This window comes from Thermanaerothrix sp. (genome assembly GCF_056331585.1).
The window spans coordinates 71,958-90,996 of the sequence record NZ_JBWGPQ010000001.1 but is presented as its reverse complement, the minus strand read 5'-3'; the positions used below and the strand labels follow the sequence as shown (position 1 = coordinate 90,996).

The window sequence follows — 19,039 nt, the reverse complement described above, 5'->3', positions numbered from 1 at the left end:
ATATGAAATTCAGATGGCGTGAATGGATTGACCAATTATTTCCACCCCCATTTAATCCGCTTCCACCCGGTGTTTATAACTGGCAATCGCCACCTGATGCACCTCAACCGCACCGAATGCACCTGCGAATCGAATCTAATGGAGAAGGCATCCTGATTTTAGATGCCTCAACCGTTTTACATCTAAACCAGACGGCTACCGAATTTGCCTATCATCGTATCAAAGGTACACCATTGGAAGAAGTGAGCCGAGAAATTTCAAAGCGATACCGCGTATCGAAAGCTCAGGTTCAGGCGGATTACACGGCATTTTTAGAACGGTTGGAAACACTACTCACCACTCCTGATTTGGACCCCGAAATTTATCTGGATATGGAACGACATACTCCTTATCAGGAATCCCTAAGCGCTCCTCTACGCTTAGATTGCGCTTTAACATATCGAACCGAGGATGAATCTATTCGCCACGTCGCCCCGGTCGAACATGTGCGACGCGAACTGATCTACGAAGAATGGCAGCAATGCTTGCGCAAAGCCTGGGAGGCGGGTATCCCGCACGTCATCTTTACCGGCGGTGAACCAACATTACGGCCAGATTTGATTGACCTAATTGCTTTTGTAGAATCTCTGGGAATGGTCAGTGGTTTGCTCACCACTGGCCTACGGTTGGTTGAAAAAGAGTACCTCAACCGCATCTTAGCCAGCGGCTTAGACCATGTCATGATCGTCCTTGATCCCATGAACGAAATCTCGTGGGAAGCCATTCACGATGTACTGGCTGCTGATCTCGCTCTTACAGTGCACTTAACTATTACCCCAGAAAATAAAACCCAAGTCCAGGCTCTCATCGAACACCTTGCACGCATGAAAGTTGCCCGAATGAGCCTATCGGCCAGTCATCCTCACCTTGGTGAAACCTTACAACAAGCCAGGGACTTCGTAGCCCGTTTGGGCCTGCATCTAGTATGGGATCTACCCGTTCCCTATTCACACTTAAACCCGGTTTCGCTAGAAATTAACGTATCACCCGAGTCCCTTCCCCAGGGAGCTGGTATAGTATGGCTCTATGTAGAACCAGACGGCGATGTATTACCATTCCAAGGGGCAACAGAGGTCCTGGGAAATTTACTTACTGATCCCTGGGAAATGATTTGGAAACATGCCAAACAACGTTGATCTATTGTTTTGGCATCAACGATTCCTCACCCAAGCGGGGTGGAGTGCTCAAATTCGACAACACCTCCTGAAAGAAATTGGAAATCACTCGATTCGACGAATTCTCGAAGTGGGTTGCGGCACTGGAGCGGTTCTTTCAGATTCTATTTGGGAGCCTTATCTCTGTTACGGCCTGGATATACAATTTTCCTATTTATCACATGCCAAACACCTGCTTCCTTCTAGCCATTTGTGCCAAGGTGATGGCTATAATCTACCCTTTGCAGCGAACACATTCGATCTTTGCTATACGCACTATTTTTTATTATGGGTTAACCCAGAGCACGTAATGAGAGAATTGATGCGTGTCACTCGACCAGGCGGTTTTATTGCAGCCCTAGCCGAACCGGACTACGGCGGACGCATTGACTATCCCTCTCCTTTGGAAACACTAGGTCAATTACAAATTACCGCTATTCAAAAAGCAGGCGGCGATCCCTTCATAGGGCGAAAACTGGCTTCATTGTTCTCAAATAGCGGGCTTATCAATCTTCACGTAGGTGTCTTTGGGGCATATTGGAATTACCCTCCCGATCTCGAGATCACCTCAAGTGAGTGGTTGGGATTGAGAATTGATTTACAATCCATTCTGCCTGCCAAAGATATAGACTACTGGCAAGCGCTTGACCTCAACGCCTGGGAAAAAGGTGAACGTGTCCTTTTTGTGCCCACCTTTTTTGCTTATGCCCAGAAACCTTAAAACTTTCATAATTTCTCGTTTTCCCTTGACAAGATAAAAAATCCCCTGTAATATTGCGCCATTATTTTTTTCAAGCACCTGACAAGTGAATAACGGGGAAATAGCGACTGAACCTTTCAGGACTTTACTGGAAGGCGACGAGGTGGAGGTTCCTCTCCGCGAGGAGAGCGCTAACCCTGCGGGGGAATAAATGCAGGGGAAAATCGGATAGATCAGCGGATGCCTCTGCAGCCCGACCACAGGCTTCTTTCTCCCTTCGGAAAAAGGTGGGGGTTCAAACGCGAGACGATCTCTCGCCCAAAACCCCACCAGTGGTAGTCAATTCGGGTTTTCACCTGTAATTGGCTTGATACTTACAGAAGGGCACCCATTCACCGCATTAATGGGCATGCCAGGCATGTCCATAAACTTTTTAAGCCAAGGAGGATAGTGTTATGGATACCGAAGAGATACTTGCCCGGGTTAGAGAAGATAATGTCAAGTTCATTTCTCTCCAATTTGTGGACGTGGTTGGTACTGTTAAGAGCGTAGATATCCCCGTTGAACAATTAGAAGGAGCGCTTGAAAACGGGGTCTGGTTCGATGGCTCTTCAGTCGAGGGTTTCGCCCGAATTCAAGAAAGCGACATGCACTTACATGTTGATCCAGATAGCTACGCCGTTCTACCTTGGACACCCACCGATATGCGTCGCGCACGTTTCTTCTGTGACATTTATCAACCCGATGGCACGTCCTTCCCCGGCGATCCACGTGGTACGTTAAAGCGCATCTTGGCAAAATTACGTGAAGAGCGTGGATGGGTGTACAACGTTGGTCCTGAACCGGAATTTTTCCTTTTCCGTCGTAACGGTCCCGAAACCATTCGTCCGGTCCCACATGACGTTGTTGGATATTTTGATTTTTCCTCCGATGATGAGGCTGTGCGAGTGCGCACCGAACTAATGGCAGCCCTGAAAAGCATGGGGTTAGAGGTTGAAGTTGGACATCATGAGGTAGCTTTAGGACAGCATGAGATTGATTTTCGCTTTGCGGATGCGCTACGCACCGCTGACAATGTTCTCACCCTCAAATATACTGTCAAGGCGATTGCCGCCCAGCATGGATTAATCGCTTCGTTCATGCCCAAACCTATTTTTGGGATTAACGGCTCAGGGATGCACTGCCACCAATCGCTGTTCGACTTGCAGGGAAATAACCTCTTCTTTGATCCCAACGATGAATTTCATCTCTCATCGGTAGCCTATGGTTTTATCGCCGGTCAACTTGCGCACGCACGCGCCTTAGCGGCTATCGTTGCCCCCACGGTTAATTCCTATAAGCGACTAGTTCCTGGCTATGAGGCGCCGGTCTATATTTGCTGGGCACAAATCAATCGTTCCGCGCTCATTCGGATTCCTCGCTATACTGCCGGACAGCACAAAGCTACTCGGGCTGAGTTGCGTTTCCCTGATCCCTCGGCTAATCCTTATCTGGCATTTGCCGCCATGCTCGTCGCAGGGCTAGATGGCATAGATAGCCAAATTCCTTGTCCCCCCCCTCTCAACAACGTCAATGTCTACGAATTAAATCACGAAGAAAGGGAAGAAATGGGAATCCGCGAACTGCCTGGCTCTCTCTATGAAGCCCTTCAGGAACTTGATCGCGATGAGATTATTAAAGGTGCCTTTGACCCCACATTGTATCAGGCATATCGCCGCGCCAAGTTAACCGAGTGGGACGAATTCCGTATCCAGGTGACCGATTGGGAACTGTCACGCTTCCTGGAAACCGCATAAGATCTCAAATCCGATACCATAAAAATATTGAGGGTGCGAAGGATATGCGCACCCTCAATTTTCTTCTTCTACTTGTTTACCCCAGGTATTAACTTCTAGAAGACTCGGCAGACTGCTCTTGAAGCGAAGGTTCTTTTACCTCATCTGCCCGCCGAAACACGGGTTTCGTATCACCTTCCTGATAATCCACGATAATCTTATCCCCAACCCGGAACTGGCCGGAGAGAATGCTCACCGAAAGCGGACTCTCGATGTATTTCTGAATCGCTCGCCTCAAAGGTCGAGCCCCAAAACTTGGATCGTACCCAATCTCTGCCAACCAACGCCGTGCCGCTGGAGTGAGTTCAACATCCAACCCGTGTTCTAATAACCGCTGACGCACCTCTTTCATCTGAAGATCCACAATCTTATACATGTGCTCCTGTGTCAGTGGCGAGAACATGATGATCTCATCAATACGGTTGAGAAACTCGGGTCGGAAGGTGCTCTTGAGCGCCTTCTGAATTTTTTCCTGATTCAACCGATCTTCGTCATTGTGACTTTCGGGCAAAAAGCCCAGTGTACCACCCCGCCGCACAAATTCAGTGCCGAGGTTGCTGGTCATTATGAGCACAGTGTTGCGGAAATCAACCACGTGGCCCTGCCCATCTGTCAGGCGACCTTCGTCCAAAATCTGCAGCAGAGCATTCCACACTTCAGGATGAGCCTTCTCAATTTCATCGAAGAGTATCACCCGGTAAGGTCGCCGTCGCACAGCTTCGGTTAACTGGCCACCTTCCTCATAGCCAACATAGCCCGGTGGAGCACCGAAAAGGCGCGATACGGTATGCTGTTCTCGATATTCACTCATATCCAGGCGTACCAAGGCATCTTCATCGCCAAACAGAAACTCGGCTAATGCCTTGGCCAATTCGGTTTTCCCAACGCCAGAAGGTCCAATGAAGATGAAAGATCCAATCGGACGACGGGGATCTTTAAGCCCCGCCCGGGCACGTCGGATTGCATCCGCAATGGCTTTGATTGCTTCTTCCTGTCCAATAACGCGTTCGGACAGCCGTTCCTCCATGTGCACCAATCGCTCCGCTTCTGACTCCATCATCTGGCTGACCGGGATTCCCGTCCACTGAGCCACAACCTCGGCAATATCATTCACATCCACCACTTCATCCAACTTGTGTTCGGCTTCCCACTGATCTCGTAACGTTTCAAACTGTTCCTGCAGGCGTAACCGTTCAGCTTTCTTGCGCGCCGCACGTTCATAATCTCGCTCTAGCCCAGCCTGTTCCTCTTCAGCTTGAAGACGGTCAATTTCGGATTTCATTTTCTTCAACTCTGGAGGAAGCGAATACAAGGCCACTCGCAACTTAGCAGCGGCTTCATCAATAAGATCAATAGCCTTGTCTGGCAAATGGCGTTCGGTCACATATTGAGCCGATAGACGCGCGGCCGCTACCAAAGCCTCATCGGAAAAACGCACCTTATGATGCGCCTCATACCGATCACGCAAGCCGCGTAACATCTCAATCGTTTCCTCAATCGAGGGTTCATCCACATAGACGGGAGCAAAACGACGCTCTAGCGCCGCATCTTTCTCAATATACTTGTGGTACTCATCCAGAGTGGTCGCCCCAATGCATTGCAGTTCTCCCCGTGCTAATGCCGGCTTGAGCATGTTCGAGGCATCCATAGCGCCCTGTGCCGCTCCGGCCCCAACTACGGTGTGGAGTTCGTCAATAAATAGAATAATCTCGCCCTCCGAACGTTGAACTTCTTCGATTGCGGCCTTTAAACGTTCCTCGAATTCGCCACGGAAGCGGCTTCCGGCAATCATTGCCCCCAGGTCAAGTTGTACCACCCGCTTACCCATTAAGATTTCCGGCACATCGTTTGCCGCAATTTTCTGGGCTAGACCTTCTACAATGGCCGTTTTACCCACACCGGCTTCACCAATCAAAACCGGGTTGTTTTTGGTTCGGCGGGAGAGAATCTGCATCACCCGTAAGATTTCCTGGTCGCGCCCGATCACCGGATCCAGTTTGCCCTCGCGTGCTAATGCAGTCAAATCCCGCGAGTACTTCTCCAATGTTCGATAACGCGTCTCGGCCTGCGGATCTGTCACCCGCTGCCCCCCGCGAATCTGCATGATGGCGTCTAAGACACGCTCGCGGGTAATTCCAGACCCCTCCAGCAAACGCGCCGCGGGTGTATTGCGTTCGCTCAGGATGGCCAAAAAGATGTGCTCCGTAGAGATATACTCATCTTTAAGCCGATTGGCCTCTTCGTTGGCCTGGTCAATTATGCGTTTCACCCGAGGCGTGATAAAAATTTGGCCCGCTCCACCTCCAAAAATGCTGGCTTTAGGGCTGGTGCGTAAGATATAATCCAGGCGGTCTGCCAGCATGCTGGCATCCACCTTAAGAATTTCCAAAATTTGTGGGATCACACCCTGCGGCTGTTCAATCAGCGCCAACAGAATGTGCTCGGTGTCAATCTGGTTATGGCCATAGCGCTGAATAATCTCAGCCGCGCGCTGCGCCGCTTCTTGCGCTCGTTCGGTAAATCGGTCAAATCGCATCATAGGCGTAACATCCTTCTAATAGCCAGAGTAAAATTATCTTAAGAGGATTATAGCACCTCTCGATTAACAAAATAGAAGCCTTGCATAAGAAATTTATATACGAAACAAACGATAAACGAGGGGGTTGACGGGAGCAGGAGTAAAATACCCTTATGACCGGAAGCATGATCAACGAGAAAACTCACCTTCGCCCTCTGCGCTTACCCCAGGATACTCAAGCCGTTGCTGATTTAATTGAGATCTGCTTTGCCGATACTATGGACCCCGATGGATGGGAATATTTGAGGCGCATGCGGGTTTGGGGAGCTCTACCTAATGGAAACCTCGGTCCATCCGTGAGTGGTTTTGTTTGGGAAGAGGATGGGCGTATTGTAGGCAATCTGGAGATCATTCTTCCCAAGACAACTTCACGTTATCCACTTATCGTCAATGTTGCTGTTCACCCCAACTACCGACGTCGCGGCATTGCCCGCCGTCTGACGGAAAAGGCCATCCACTATCTAAAATCCTGGAACTATCCTGCCGTTTGGTTACAAGTTCGCGCTGACAATCTTGTAGCGCTACGCCTTTATGAAAGATTGGGCTTTCAAGAGCGTGCTCGGCGCACTACATGGGTCACCAATCCCACTATCGTATTGCAAACGCACTTTTCTTTCTTATCTATTAGACCACGCCGTGCCCATGAATGGCCTTTGCATTCTACGTGGTTAAACCACATTTATCCCGAACAGGTCGCATGGAATCTATCGTTGGATTTTGAGCGCTTTAGACCCCGCTTTCTCAATGCCTTGCGCAATTTACTGGGGGAATTACCTTTATGGCATTTTACAGCGTTCGAGCAGAAGGAGTATCTTGGATTCTGCACTTGGGAGGCCACATCTCATTACGCCGATTGGTTATGGATTGCCCCTAACCCTCAAAAAACACCCCAAGCGCTACGTGTATTGCTTCCTTTAATGCGCCAAAAATTTGGTCGGCGTCGTCCTCTATCCATTAATTTTCCGGCGGGTGAATTTGATGAAACTTTTTTAGACTGCGGATTTTATCCCCAACAAACACTCATTTGGATGGAATTACCCTTATAATCACCCTAGAAAACTATTTTTTGGAGGAAATAGCAATGAAACGTTTCATTGTTCGCTTGCTGGTGACTGCCTTAGCCTTTTATGTTGCTGTCGCCCTGCTCAGCCCTCAATATATCCAGCCCTCATCCGATAACTGGTTGAGCTTTATTTGGTTAGCATTGATCTTTGGCATTATCAATGCAATCGTCCGTCCCATCCTGGTGGTTTTAGGTTGCCCTTTTATCATCCTGACCTTAGGGCTTGGAATTCTGGTGATCAATACGGCTTTGTTCGCCCTAGCCGGCTGGGTTGGAAACCAATTTGGAGTTGGCTTCACGGTCAGTGGGTTTTGGGGCGCCTTCCTCGGCTCGTTGATCGTCAGCCTTATTCTCTTTGTTAGTCAATTCTTTATCGAGGATATGCGCAAAAAGTAAACCCTCAAGCAGGGGGTTCACAACTGTTCATTTATCCAGCACATCAGCCAGGCATTGGACGGTTGTGGTTTCTAGATCAGAATGGGATACTGGTTTTTCTTTTTCATTTATCATTAGAGCCGCATCCCACTCCCAGGTATAAAGATCAGACAAAACGCGGTAAGCAGTCAGGTCAAGGTATAAAGGGGTCACAGACACGTAACCCTCTGTCAAAGCCCCTACGTCAGTCCCTGGTTCTGGCACACCTGTTGGAACATCACCGCCAATCCAATAATATGGCTTACCGCGCGGATCAATCCGTTCATCCAAACGATTATGATAAACGCGCAATCCCTGCCGGGTCACTCGAATACCCCGAATTTTGTCAACAGGCAGTGCGGGGATATTTACGTTCAATAAGACGTCTGATGGAATACCATACTTGAGAACTTGAGCCACAATCTTAAAGGCAAATTGAGCCGCCGGTTGGTAGTCTACGGTAGTCCTTCCATTTTCACAAATCTCTAGCGAAAATGCCACCGCCGGCACTCCAGCAATAACCGCTTCCATGGCGACGGTTACTGTGCCGGAGTAGGTAACATCATGCCCAAGATTGGCACCCTGATTGATTCCCGATACGACCAAGTCTATAGGTTTTTTGAAGAACCCCAGAAGTGCTAAGGACACGCAGTCAGAGGGTGCACCATCGCCAGCGTAGGCCAAAGCACCACCTACCAACCGGTATTCTCTGACACGCAAAGGGCAATCAAGAGTCTTTACATGTCCTCCACCTGACCAATTGCGTTCTGGTGCTAAAACACTTACCTCCCCTAGAGGTTGCATAGCCTGAACAAGAGCTAATAACCCTGGCGCTAACACACCGTCATCATTGGTTACTAATATGTGGGGACATCCTCGATTTTGCTCATTCATCTTATATTTACCTCTTTACTCAACAGCATACCTTTAAAGCCTTAACGCCCCTTTGAGGGGGTGTTAAGGTTAAATAAACGAATAGATAAAATTTGATCAAAAAGTTAGGTAGTTAAGCTCACAATGTTTGATCAGGGCAACACAAAACGTAAAAGCACATGGTTCCCGGCATCGCTGACCCAAACTCGCCCTTGGGAATCCACTGCTATTCCGGAAGGTAGACCAAAACCATCCGTTCCCGTGCTGTAGTCCCCCCATCCCCGCACAAAATTGCCCTGTGCATCAAATTCGAGCACTCGATAACCCTCAGGATCCGTTACAAACACATGCCCTAAGGGAGATATTGAAAGAAAAGGTTTATTGTCCAGCGATTGACCATACCACCCCGAAATCTCCCATTCGCGAACCGGGATAAAGAGGTTATTTGAAAAATCAGGCTTAATGACTTGGACACGTTGATTCCAAGTATCTGCTATGTAAATGTTTCCTTCCGTATCCACGTCAATACCTACGGGCTCATCAAACTTGCCGGCCTCTACCCCTGCACCGCCAAATTGGGCAATATACTGTCCCTCTGATGTGAAGATGACAACTCGCTTATTTCCTGTATCTGTAACAAAGACACGTCCTTGTGCATCCACAGCCACACCCCGCGGCCCCCAGAAAGCATCAGGACGCTCAGCCTGACCAAAATAACCCCACATGGTCACAAATTGACCATCTGGGGTGAACTTTTGAATGCGGTGATTCCAGGTATCGGCAACGTAAACACTCCCATCCGGTCCAACAGCTACACCCCAAGGCTCATTGAACGTGCCACCCGGTGCTTCTCCGGTAGAACTATCCGCAAAACTTCCCCATACCTGCAAAACCTCACCTCTCGCGCTAAGATGCTGAATGCGATGGTTGCGCGAATCAGCAACGTAAATTGAACCATCTGGTGCAATGGCAACGCCTCTCGGATTCTGGAACTGCCCTGGCTGATTCCCTGCCAAACCCACTTGTCCTATTACCAGGTCCGGCGTAAGTTGCACCATTCCCTTTTGATAGGGGTCCACCTCGACCGTAGGTACCTGCTCTGGCAGTACCCCATAATTCCACATCTGAGCCACAACATCCTTGCGGACATAAAAACGCAATTTTGCACTCGGTTCCCATTTCTCCAATGTCAGGTTCTGATTTCCGGTTAATTGCGCATATGCCGTATAATCCCGGTTTAGCCAGATTTGGAAAACTGCAGCGCGCATCTTGGGATCGCGGATAGCCCCCCAAATACGATCCCAAGTTAGGTTGTAATAATCCTGCATGGGCCACCACAGGCGCATATACTCAAACTGAACAAACTCACCTTTGGTAATCGCATCCAACTTGCTCCAATTGGCGCTGTTACCTGCGATGATGATTGGCACATCGCGCAAATCCCGCGTGGGGTTATCTGCAAAATAGCGTTTGTTGGGATAATCCCGGAAATACCACCAGTAGGGATAAAGGGCATCATTATCATAAGCCACCTGAATATCCAATCCACGCGTAAGACGACGTGAGATTTCTTCTACCTGCGCCAGGATCTCTTTAGGTCCGCTGGCTGCATGCGCATATACCAAAAATTCTTTTGCCGTATCATAGTTGATATAAGCTGCCGTTGCCGCAGTTCGAAAGGTAAGCACCCCTAAGAAACCAAAGGTATATAAGACAATTAACTTGATCCAATCTAATCTGCGCCATCCTCGGAAAACGTAAAATATTCCCCATCCACTTAGCAAAGCCGTCACACTTGCAAATAGAAATGTCGTCGTCACCTGAAGGTGTTCTAACGTATAACCACTAAAAGGCACCACCGGTCCGAGCCATGCCATAAGTGCGCCGACAATTGCACTAAGAAAAACTGGTATTAGTAATAAGCCCACCCATGCGCTACTCTGCTTCAAAAGTGACCAAGGGATACGATCTACTAACGCCCCTAACCCCCATCCTGCACCTAATAACAGGGGCAGAGCAATATGAACGGTCAGCCAAGGCATCTTTTCGCCCGCCAGAGAATAAGCCCCTAGACTGGTTACTCCCCAAAAGACCAACAAACCAAGAACGGGTAGGCTTTCCTCGACGGGTGGCTTTGTAAATTCAACCTTTGCAACATCTTCCGAAACCCTGGGAGTCAGATTTGCATCTAAATTTAATTGCGGATTTTCAGTAAAAGGTACTTCGATTGTTATAGGAGAGTCCCCTGGCAACTGGCTGAAACGGTGATACCGCCAACCGAAGTAAATTGCGAGCAGTGTTCCCAGTGCCGCGACATATTCATACATGGGAATTTGCAAAAAGGCGTAATAATACCACGGTTGAGTACCCCGATTTACTCCCTGTTGCTCCAACCAGTATCCAAGTGATCCCACAATTCCTGTAAAGAATCCAAATCCATTGGTAAACACCGTGGTGTAGAGCACAGTAAATATGCCATAGAATAGGACGAAATTCGTTAACCAAAGCCGCGGCTTCCACACCAGGCCTATGCCCAAAGCGACCAAGGTTAAGATCAGTAACACAATGCCACTACGGAGGATTCCCACCGATGAGTAATCCAAGGGATTCCAATTTTGCCCTAGAAGTACCCCAAAAATCTTGACCGGAAAGGCCGTCAATTGAGGCAAAATCAACGTACCGATCAAGAGGAGCATATCCAGGCTTCGTTCTTGTTTCAAAAATTCCCATCCTACCTCACGCAGCAAGATAACTCCGGCCATACCGCCTAAAACCACCGCCACTAACGCTAAACCGGCTTCGATGATCTGAAGCGGGTTTGCCCCGCCCGCCTCTGCTGGCGCACCAGAACGATTCGTAATAGCATTCCACCCGGCTAAAACGATTGCCAGAACGAGGACAAACAAAGCCCCGGCCAAAGCCAGATTAAACAAAAAGTGTTTCCGTGCTTCCGGCCAGGGGAAGTGTACACTTCTTACCATAAATAGGAGTGCCAAGAAGAGAAGCAATTGGGCGGTATAAATAAAGGCCGTTTCTTTGGTCGCGAACTGTAACGCAGTTACTGCAGTTAAAATGTAAAGCCAACGCCTTTCCCCGGCTTCCAGATATTTTAAAACCGCAAGTAAGGTGACAACCCCCCAAAAGGCAACAAACGCCTCATTACGTGTGTAACGGCCATAAAAAAGCATATAAGGGGAAATCAGAAAGAGAACCCCCGCAATGATGGCACCATTTCGTCCGAGATAACGTCGGAACCCCAATGTCACCGTCATAATGGTTGCCACGCTAAAAAGGGCCGCCGGTATTCGGGACGTAAAATCATTATCTCCAAACAAGAAATAGGAAAGAGCAACCACATGAAACTGAAATGGTCCATGGGTGATCGGATCATGCCGATACCCTCTCCCCATGTAGAGCTCCCAAGAAGGCACAACGTGATTGACCTCATCATGGCTCATCACCCGGTCACCCAGATGGTAGAAACGGGTGAAGAGAGCCAAACCCAGAATCACAATTATTATAAGCGTCTCCCAATGGATTTGAGGGAAAGCTTTCCATACCGGCCGGTCTAACCAGTGAACATTTTCAGCATGTTGAGCGTTCATCTTTGTGCGATCCTCAGATTGCAGGTTTGAGGTAGAATTTCAAAGCAGGTCTACATATGGCTGCCCAAACTAGCGAAATTATACTCTCATCTACTTCCTAAATCCCACCCATCCTGATGACCACTCACTTTCCATTAACGCCTTTTCTACCTGACGCCTACTGGGTTGTCCCTGATAAGTTTCTCGCTGGCGAATATCCGGGTGACCCAAATCTGAATCGCTCGCAGCAACGCCTGAATGCCTTGTTGGATATAGGGATTCGGGAATTCATAGACCTGACCTGGGAAGGTGAGCTCGAGCCTTATCGTGATCTGCTTTTTCAAGAAGCCAAGAAGAGAAACTTTGAAGTAAGCTACACTCGCTATCCAATCCCTGACCTGGGTATACCTACCCGAGTTACGATGCGAGCTATTCTTGATCATATAGACCATGTGATCTTAAACGAAAAAAGGCTATACGTACACTGCTGGGGCGGGGTTGGTCGCACCGGAACCGTGGTGGGCTGTTACCTGGTACGCCATGGCCTTAGTGGACCCGCAGCCCTCGAACGTTTGCAAATCCTGCGCCGAGAAACCGCAAAGTGGTGGCGTTCTTCACCCGAAACTGATGAGCAATGGGCGATGATTCTCTCATGGCAAATCGGTGAATAAATAGGAAAACGCTCATGATCTCCATTCTCCCGTTCCAACCAGAAGATTGCGAAGAAGCTATCGCCTTGTGGAAAACGAGTCCTGGGGTTGGCTTAAGTCAGACCGACACTCCCCAATCCTTAGCCCATTTTCTAGAACGCAACCCGGGCCTGAATTGGATTGCGAAAGACGAAAGTAAAATTGTAGGTACATTGCTATGCGGTTTCGATGGGCGGCGCGCTTATTTGTATCATGTGGCGGTCCATCCCGAATATCGCCGTCAAGGCATTGGCACAGCCTTAGTAACTCGTTGTCTAGATGCCCTAAAAAATATGGGGGTCGAGAAAGCCCATCTTTTCGTCTATACGGACAACGCTGATGGGATTGCATTCTGGACATTCCTCGGCTGGTATCCCCGCAATGAACTTCTCATCATGTCCTACAATCTCTAAATCTGACATTCAAAAAACCACTCCGTTGCAACCAAAAAATCGATTGAATAGGTTAATCTCTTTTGAGAATCAACCCATTCACCTAGTGGTTCCTCAAACCAAGTGCCAAAAAACAGATCCCCTGCCGGATAATTCAAGCAGGGGCTAGGTCAGATTGGTTCATACCTTCTCAGTCGGGGCGCCCGGATTTGAACCGGGGACCTCTGCGACCCGAACGCAGCGCTCTAGCCGGGCTGAGCCACGCCCCGTGGATTGATTATGATTATACCGCAAATGCTCTAAACCGCAACCTTTTTATTCCTCATTTTGGGGTAAATAGATTCATCACTAATTGAACATAAGTGCTATAATGTAAGCAGCCTTGTTTTGGAGAGTACGCTTATAATTATTCCATCCATTGTGAGAGGAGATATATCGATATGCCGCGCAAACCTGTTCCCCCCGCTCAGCCCCTTCCCAGTCACTCTGACTCCAATCCGGGCATGGACGAGGCCAAACGCGCCGTTTTGGATAAGGCATTGAGCGAGATTATTAAGCGCTATGGTGATGGCGCTATTATGCGCATGGGTGAAGCCCAGCACTTAACCGTAGAGGTCATCCCAACGGGTTCCCTGTCACTTGATATCGCATTAGGTGTGGGAGGAATCCCACGCGGGCGGATCACTGAAATCTTTGGCCCTGAAGCCTCGGGAAAGACAACCTTATGCCTGCATCTGGTCGCCGAAACCCAACGTATGGGCGGCACAGCGGCTTACATTGATATGGAACATGCGCTAGATCCCAGTTACGCCGCACGGGTGGGTGTCAATATTGAGGATCTGCTCATTTCACAGCCCGATACCGGCGAGCAGGCATTGGAAATTGCTGAAACACTGGTGCGCTCCGGTGCAGTAGACTTGGTCGTTATTGACTCAGTAGCCGCTTTAGTTCCTCGCTCCGAAATTGAAGGGGATATGGGCGATGCGACCATGGGAATGCAAGCCCGCCTTATGTCCCAGGCACTGCGTAAACTTTCTGGCGCCATTAACCAAACAAAAACGGCGGTGGTGTTTACCAATCAGTTGCGCCAAAAAATCGGCGTTATGTTCGGCAATCCTGAAACCACCCCTGGAGGGTTAGCCCTGAAATTCTATGCGTCAGTGCGCTTGGATATCCGCCGCATCCAATCCATTAAGGTTGGCGCCGAGGTAATCGGCAACCGTGTCCGCGCTCGTGTAGTTAAAAACAAAGTGGCGCCACCTTTCCGAACCGCCGAGTTCGACATCATGTATAACGAGGGCATCTCCAAGTTCGGTGATATTCTTGATTTGGCTACCGAATACGGTATTATCCAGAAACGCGGTGCCTTTTATTCCTACGGCGACATGCGCATCGGTCAAGGACGTGAGAACGCCAAGGAATTCTTACGCCAAAATAGCGAATTATGCCAAGAGATCGAGATTGCCATCCGTCAACGGGCTCTGAGCGGTGAGATTCCACTATCTTTGGCAGGCGGAGCTGAGGAAGCTGACCTTGAGGAATTGTGAACGCTAACGGTCATCCGAGACGCTTTCGATGCCCAACCTCCACCGGCTCTACCTGTTACTAGCCCTCCTGGGCGGGATTCTAACAGGTTGCAAAAACCTTGCACCGCAACGTTCCGTCGTTGATTACTCTCGCTCAACCCCATTCATTCCGCCCATTATTCCAACCATACCGGCCCAATCGAACAATCCCGCTATCGAGGCTACACCAACAAATCAATGTGAAAACAATCTCTCATTTATCAGCGACCTTACCATCCCTGATGGATCACAAGTTCCAGTTAATGCCATCATTGATAAAAGATGGGAAGTCATCAATAGCGGGACCTGTGATTGGGATGCCCGCTACCATTTGCGTCTAATTGCCGGCTCCATTTTAGGTGCAAACGCTTCTGAACAACCGCTTTTTCCCGCCCGCCGTGGTGAGCGTGCCGTATTGCGGATTTTCTTTCAGGCCCCGTCCAAAGAAGGACGCTATCGTAGTGCTTGGCAGGCGTTTGATCCTAACGACCTTCCTTTCGGTGATCCTATTTTCATTGACATTGAGGTCGTTTCCGCACCTCCAACACCATAATAAAAAGCCTCTGCTTTTAAATCACATACGTGCAGAGGCTTTTTTCGTTTCAGAGGATTGAATTAGGTTCCTTCCTCCCATGAACTCAAATAGGCTATTTGTTGTGGTGTCAGTGTATCAATTTCAACTCCCATAGCCGCCAGTTTTAGTCGAGCAATTTCACGATCAATCTCTTCGGGCACGCTATACACTTTTCGTTCCATTTTTGCTGCGTTCTTAACCAGATACTCCAGGCTCAGCGCTTGATTCGCAAAGGACATGTCCATCACACTAGCCGGATGGCCCTCTGCTGCTGCCAGATTAATTAAGCGCCCTTCACCCAGCAAAAAGATCGAACGCCCATCCTTCAATTCATATTGCTCGACAAAAGGACGCACAAGCCGTTTGTTAACTGCCATTTCCTCAAGTGCAGGAATATTGATCTCCACATTGAAGTGACCCGAATTCGCCAATACAGCGCCATCTTTCATCACTTCGAGATGATGCCGATCAATGACGTTAATGTCCCCGGTCACAGTACAAAAGATATCGCCAATCTTGGCAGCCTCAATCATTGGCATCACCCGGTAACCATCCATAACGGCTTCTAGGGCTTTGAGCGGATCCACCTCAGTCACGATCACATTGGCACCCATACCGCGCGCCCGCATAGCCAAGCCGCGACCACACCAACCATAACCAGCAACCACAAAGTTCTTTCCGGCCAAAAGGATATTTGTTGCCCGGATAATCCCATCAATCGTAGATTGCCCCGTGCCATAGCGGTTATCAAATAAATGCTTGGTCAAAGCATCATTGACCGCGATAATGGGATACGCCAATGCCCTATCCGCTGCCATTGCGCGCAATCGAATGACGCCGGTTGTGGTTTCCTCGGTTCCACCGATAATGTTGTCCAGCAAATCCCGCCGCTCTTTATGCAATGTGCTTACGAGATCAGCCCCATCATCCATGGTTAGGTGAGGTTTGTGATCCAGCGCTGCATGGATGTGTTTGTAATACACAACATTGTCCTCGCCCTTAATAGCAAAAACGGGAATTTCGTAATGGGTGACCAAGCAGGCGGCAACATCATCCTGAGTTGAGAGGGGATTCGAAGCCGTAAGGACAACATCCGCCCCTCCAATCTGAAGGGTATGCATCAGGTTGGCTGTTTCTGTGGTGACGTGAAGACAGGCTGAGATGCGTAATCCTTTAAGAGGTTGTTCTTTTGCAAACCGCTCACGGATTGAGGCCAATACCGGCATTTCGCGGGCCGCCCATTCAATACGCCGACGCCCTCCCTCAGCAAGTTTCAAATCCTTAACGTCGTATTTGATCATGGATTCCTCCGCGTCATATCGATAGAATCTTCAAGCAAGCTGACCAACGCATCATTTTCCCCAAAGTTTTGGCGAAAGCGCTGGACAAATTCCTCACGGGTAAAGACGTGGCTTTGAGGACCTTTTCGTTCTAGGCAGTATGCCGCTGCCAGAGCCCCCATTTGTCCACACGTCATCCAATCCAACCCAAGTTGAAAACCACGAATAAATCCGGCGCGAAAGGCATCCCCCACACCGGTTGGATCCGCAATGTGAGTGGGTTTAACCGCTTGAATTTGAAATTCCTTACCCTCAGCATAAATAATAGCGCCCTTTGCCCCCAAGGTTACCACAACTAAAGGAACGCTCGCGCAAATGGCCGCGGCGGTTAATCCGGTGTGTTTTTGGAGCAGTTCAAACTCATACTCATTGACAAAGAGTCCAAAGGCTCCTTCCACACCACGGCGTAATTCTTCGCCACTGACGCGTACAACCTGTTGGCTGGGATCATAAAAATACCGCACTCCCAACGCCTTACATTCCTCAACATAGCGATCCATAGCTACCGGATCGTTAGGCGAGATAATTACCAAGTCCGGAAGCCCTTCTTTGAATTCCATAAGGCTGAAATCACGCGCATAGGTCATTGCACCCGGGTAAAACGAACAGATCTGATTGTTGTCCAAATCGGTATTGGCAAAAAATGAGGCGGTAAATACCCCGGGGACAACCCGAATATAACGTGTATCCACACCAACGCTTTCCAAAAACTGACGATACTCCTCAAAATCCTCCCCTACAGTACCGAAAACAATAGGACGATCCCCCAACAGAGCCATGGTGTAGGCGATATTTGTAGCCACGCCCCCCCGTTGGCGTACCATCGAATCCACTAGAAAAGAAAGACTGATGGAATCCAACCGATCAGGCACAATGTGTTCGCGGAAATGACCCGGAAACGTCATTAGATAATCATAGGCGATTGAACCGGTGCAAATGGTTTTCATCTTCTCACGGCTAGGCGAAAAAATTTTGATTGCCCACTGTCTTAGGCTTGGCAATTATACCCCATTTAGGTTCATAGTTTTATGAATGCCACTGTTATAGAACAGCCTTATGGAGTGAGGGTTTGCGGATCATCGGATAGGGAGTAAAATCCAAACACCCAATAAAATCCTCACCAGGGAGAGAAACGATGATCACCATTTATCGCAGCCGAGAAGGTGTTCTTGAAACCGTTCCCAACATCGTCAGCGGATGTTGGATAAACGTAATTGATCCCACTAGTGATGAGATTGAAAGACTAGTTTGTGAAGGGATTCCTCAGGATTTTCTCACTTATCCCCTTGATTTAGATGAACGCTCTCGCACTGAACGGGAAGACGATGGCAAGATGCTCATCCTGCTTCGTATTCCTTATTTCCAAAGCCAAATGGTGGATGTGCCCTATATAACAATCCCATTGGGGATCATTCTTACCGATCAATTTATTGTCACTGTGTGCCGATACCCCAATGAGGTGATCAATGAATTCACCTCAGGTCGCATTCGCCATCTTTCCACTGCCAAACGGATCCGCTTTGTGTTGCGCATTTTGCTAAACACCGCCAATCTCTACCTCGCTTACTTGCGTGAGATAAACCACACTGTGGAAGCGGTCGAAGACCAATTACAACTTTCTATGCAAAATCGCGAAGTAATGGAACTCTTAAAATATCAAAAAAGCCTGGTTTACTTCACCACCGCCCTAAAATCCAATGAACTTTTACTCGAACGCCTACAACGAGCGCAATTGTTTCGCATGTACCCCGATGACGAAGATTTGCTTGAAGATGTCATCACTGAAAACCAGCAAGCCATCGAAATGGCGAATATCTCCAGCAGCATTCTCACCAGTATGATGGATGCCTTTGCTTCGATTATCTCGAATAACCTCAATGTTGTAATGAAATTCCTAACTTCGGTGACAATTCTACTCAATCTTCCAGTTATTGTGACTGGATTTTACGGTATGAATGTAGATCTCCCCCTTCAAGAGTATTCATTTGCCTGGCAAGTCATTTTAGTTATCTGCGTCTCCATGATCGCAATCACAGCAATTTATTTCTCCCGCAGGCGCTGGTTTTAGAAGTTACTCCTATAAATCTTTTCCAGTATAAAAATAATTGGCATGTTGATTCGAAAGCAAAGCATCTTTCAAAAATAAATCCCTGATTGGGAACCCAATATCCTTATGTTTACCTAATGAAGAAAGCCGGGTGAAAAAAATCGAGCCCGCTGTAAATCCGTGGAAACATGC

At 48.5% G+C, this 19,039-nt stretch carries 15 protein-coding genes and 1 tRNA gene; 10 read left to right on the top strand and 6 right to left on the bottom strand.

Going from position 1 to position 19,039, the window contains the following annotated elements:
* Nucleotides 1-2 precede the first annotated feature (2 nt).
* From AC01YT_RS00465 to glnA, 3 genes are all read left to right on the top strand, one after another.
* A complete protein-coding gene (locus AC01YT_RS00465; RefSeq protein WP_476672111.1) occupies nucleotides 3-1,175 on the top strand; it encodes a radical SAM protein in 1,173 nt (390 codons plus the stop codon).
* Nucleotides 1,159-1,914, top strand: coding sequence for a class I SAM-dependent methyltransferase (locus tag AC01YT_RS00460; RefSeq protein ID WP_476672109.1), 756 nt, complete (start codon nucleotides 1,159-1,161; stop codon nucleotides 1,912-1,914). Before AC01YT_RS00465 ends, AC01YT_RS00460 begins: the two co-directional genes overlap by 17 nt.
* A gap of 434 nt (nucleotides 1,915-2,348) precedes the next feature.
* Nucleotides 2,349-3,689, top strand: coding sequence for a type I glutamate--ammonia ligase (glnA, locus tag AC01YT_RS00455; protein WP_476672107.1), 1,341 nt, complete (start codon nucleotides 2,349-2,351; stop codon nucleotides 3,687-3,689).
* An 88-nt stretch (nucleotides 3,690-3,777) separates the two neighbouring features.
* Here the strand turns inward: glnA and AC01YT_RS00450 are convergent, their stop codons facing one another.
* On the bottom strand, nucleotides 3,778-6,264 hold the full coding sequence (locus AC01YT_RS00450) for an ATP-dependent Clp protease ATP-binding subunit (RefSeq protein ID WP_476672279.1): 2,487 nt from the start codon (nucleotides 6,262-6,264) through the stop codon (nucleotides 3,778-3,780).
* Nucleotides 6,265-6,419: 155 nt separating this feature from the next.
* On the opposite strand from AC01YT_RS00450, the gene AC01YT_RS00445 reads away from it, so the two are divergent.
* Entirely contained in the window at nucleotides 6,420-7,352 is a 933-nt protein-coding gene (locus AC01YT_RS00445) for a GNAT family N-acetyltransferase (RefSeq protein WP_476672105.1), read from the top strand.
* Between the two features lie 35 nt (nucleotides 7,353-7,387).
* On the top strand, nucleotides 7,388-7,765 hold the full coding sequence (locus AC01YT_RS00440; RefSeq protein WP_424911376.1) for a phage holin family protein: 378 nt from the start codon (nucleotides 7,388-7,390) through the stop codon (nucleotides 7,763-7,765).
* A 27-nt stretch (nucleotides 7,766-7,792) separates the two neighbouring features.
* Here AC01YT_RS00440 and surE read toward each other — a convergent pair whose 3' ends face one another.
* Together surE and AC01YT_RS00430 are read right to left on the bottom strand one after the other, a co-directional pair.
* A complete protein-coding gene (gene surE / locus AC01YT_RS00435) occupies nucleotides 7,793-8,677 on the bottom strand; it encodes a 5'/3'-nucleotidase SurE (RefSeq protein WP_476672103.1) in 885 nt (294 codons plus the stop codon).
* A 131-nt stretch (nucleotides 8,678-8,808) separates the two neighbouring features.
* Nucleotides 8,809-12,261 (bottom strand): flippase activity-associated protein Agl23, encoded by a 3,453-nt coding sequence (locus AC01YT_RS00430; RefSeq protein ID WP_476672102.1) that lies wholly within the window; start codon nucleotides 12,259-12,261, stop codon nucleotides 8,809-8,811.
* A 116-nt stretch (nucleotides 12,262-12,377) separates the two neighbouring features.
* Between AC01YT_RS00430 and AC01YT_RS00425 the strand changes: the two genes are divergently transcribed.
* Nucleotides 12,378-12,911, top strand: coding sequence for a protein-tyrosine phosphatase family protein (locus AC01YT_RS00425; protein ID WP_476672101.1), 534 nt, complete (start codon nucleotides 12,378-12,380; stop codon nucleotides 12,909-12,911).
* A gap of 14 nt (nucleotides 12,912-12,925) precedes the next feature.
* A complete protein-coding gene (locus tag AC01YT_RS00420; RefSeq protein ID WP_476672100.1) occupies nucleotides 12,926-13,342 on the top strand; it encodes a GNAT family N-acetyltransferase in 417 nt (138 codons plus the stop codon).
* Between the two features lie 173 nt (nucleotides 13,343-13,515).
* Here AC01YT_RS00420 and AC01YT_RS00415 read toward each other — a convergent pair.
* A tRNA-Pro gene (locus AC01YT_RS00415) sits at nucleotides 13,516-13,590 on the bottom strand.
* A 234-nt stretch (nucleotides 13,591-13,824) separates the two neighbouring features.
* Here AC01YT_RS00415 and recA point away from each other — a divergent pair.
* A complete protein-coding gene (recA, locus tag AC01YT_RS00410; RefSeq protein ID WP_399389869.1) occupies nucleotides 13,825-14,868 on the top strand; it encodes a recombinase RecA in 1,044 nt (347 codons plus the stop codon).
* Nucleotides 14,869-14,896: 28 nt separating this feature from the next.
* Nucleotides 14,897-15,439, top strand: a complete 543-nt coding sequence (locus AC01YT_RS00405) for an NBR1-Ig-like domain-containing protein (RefSeq protein ID WP_476672098.1) — start codon at nucleotides 14,897-14,899, stop codon at nucleotides 15,437-15,439.
* A gap of 62 nt (nucleotides 15,440-15,501) precedes the next feature.
* On the opposite strand, the gene ahcY is transcribed toward AC01YT_RS00405, so the two are convergent.
* Together ahcY and AC01YT_RS00395 are read right to left on the bottom strand one after the other, a co-directional pair.
* Nucleotides 15,502-16,761, bottom strand: a complete 1,260-nt coding sequence (gene ahcY / locus AC01YT_RS00400) for an adenosylhomocysteinase (protein ID WP_476672096.1) — start codon at nucleotides 16,759-16,761, stop codon at nucleotides 15,502-15,504.
* Nucleotides 16,758-17,747, bottom strand: a complete 990-nt coding sequence (locus tag AC01YT_RS00395; RefSeq protein WP_476672094.1) for a carbohydrate kinase family protein — start codon at nucleotides 17,745-17,747, stop codon at nucleotides 16,758-16,760. The genes ahcY and AC01YT_RS00395 overlap by 4 nt, the downstream gene beginning before the upstream one ends.
* Nucleotides 17,748-17,935: 188 nt before the next feature.
* Here AC01YT_RS00395 and AC01YT_RS00390 point away from each other — a divergent pair, with 188 nt between their 5' ends.
* Nucleotides 17,936-18,868 carry a magnesium transporter CorA family protein gene (locus tag AC01YT_RS00390; protein ID WP_476672093.1) on the top strand — a complete coding sequence of 311 codons (933 nt, stop codon included), beginning with the start codon at nucleotides 17,936-17,938 and terminating at the stop codon, nucleotides 18,866-18,868.
* Nucleotides 18,869-19,039: the final 171 nt, after the last annotated feature.

Bases quoted from the DNA above. Each gene is read 5' to 3' on its own strand.
- AC01YT_RS00465 (WP_476672111.1), top strand. From the start codon at position 3: ATGAAATTCAGATGGCGTGAATGGATTGACCAATTATTTCCACCCCCA.
- AC01YT_RS00450 (WP_476672279.1), bottom strand. From the start codon at position 6,264: ATGCGATTTGACCGATTTACCGAACGAGCGCAAGAAGCGGCGCAGCGC.
- AC01YT_RS00395 (WP_476672094.1), bottom strand. From the start codon at position 17,747: ATGAAAACCATTTGCACCGGTTCAATCGCCTATGATTATCTAATGACG.
- AC01YT_RS00425 (WP_476672101.1), top strand. From the start codon at position 12,378: ATGACCACTCACTTTCCATTAACGCCTTTTCTACCTGACGCCTACTGG.
- recA (WP_399389869.1), top strand. From the start codon at position 13,825: ATGGACGAGGCCAAACGCGCCGTTTTGGATAAGGCATTGAGCGAGATT.
- AC01YT_RS00405 (WP_476672098.1), top strand. From the start codon at position 14,897: ATGCCCAACCTCCACCGGCTCTACCTGTTACTAGCCCTCCTGGGCGGG.
- AC01YT_RS00390 (WP_476672093.1), top strand. From the start codon at position 17,936: ATGATCACCATTTATCGCAGCCGAGAAGGTGTTCTTGAAACCGTTCCC.
- surE (WP_476672103.1), bottom strand. From the start codon at position 8,677: ATGAATGAGCAAAATCGAGGATGTCCCCACATATTAGTAACCAATGAT.
- glnA (WP_476672107.1), top strand. From the start codon at position 2,349: ATGGATACCGAAGAGATACTTGCCCGGGTTAGAGAAGATAATGTCAAG.
- AC01YT_RS00445 (WP_476672105.1), top strand. From the start codon at position 6,420: ATGACCGGAAGCATGATCAACGAGAAAACTCACCTTCGCCCTCTGCGC.
- AC01YT_RS00420 (WP_476672100.1), top strand. From the start codon at position 12,926: ATGATCTCCATTCTCCCGTTCCAACCAGAAGATTGCGAAGAAGCTATC.
- AC01YT_RS00460 (WP_476672109.1), top strand. From the start codon at position 1,159: ATGCCAAACAACGTTGATCTATTGTTTTGGCATCAACGATTCCTCACC.
- ahcY (WP_476672096.1), bottom strand. From the start codon at position 16,761: ATGATCAAATACGACGTTAAGGATTTGAAACTTGCTGAGGGAGGGCGT.
- AC01YT_RS00430 (WP_476672102.1), bottom strand. From the start codon at position 12,261: ATGAACGCTCAACATGCTGAAAATGTTCACTGGTTAGACCGGCCGGTA.
- AC01YT_RS00440 (WP_424911376.1), top strand. From the start codon at position 7,388: ATGAAACGTTTCATTGTTCGCTTGCTGGTGACTGCCTTAGCCTTTTAT.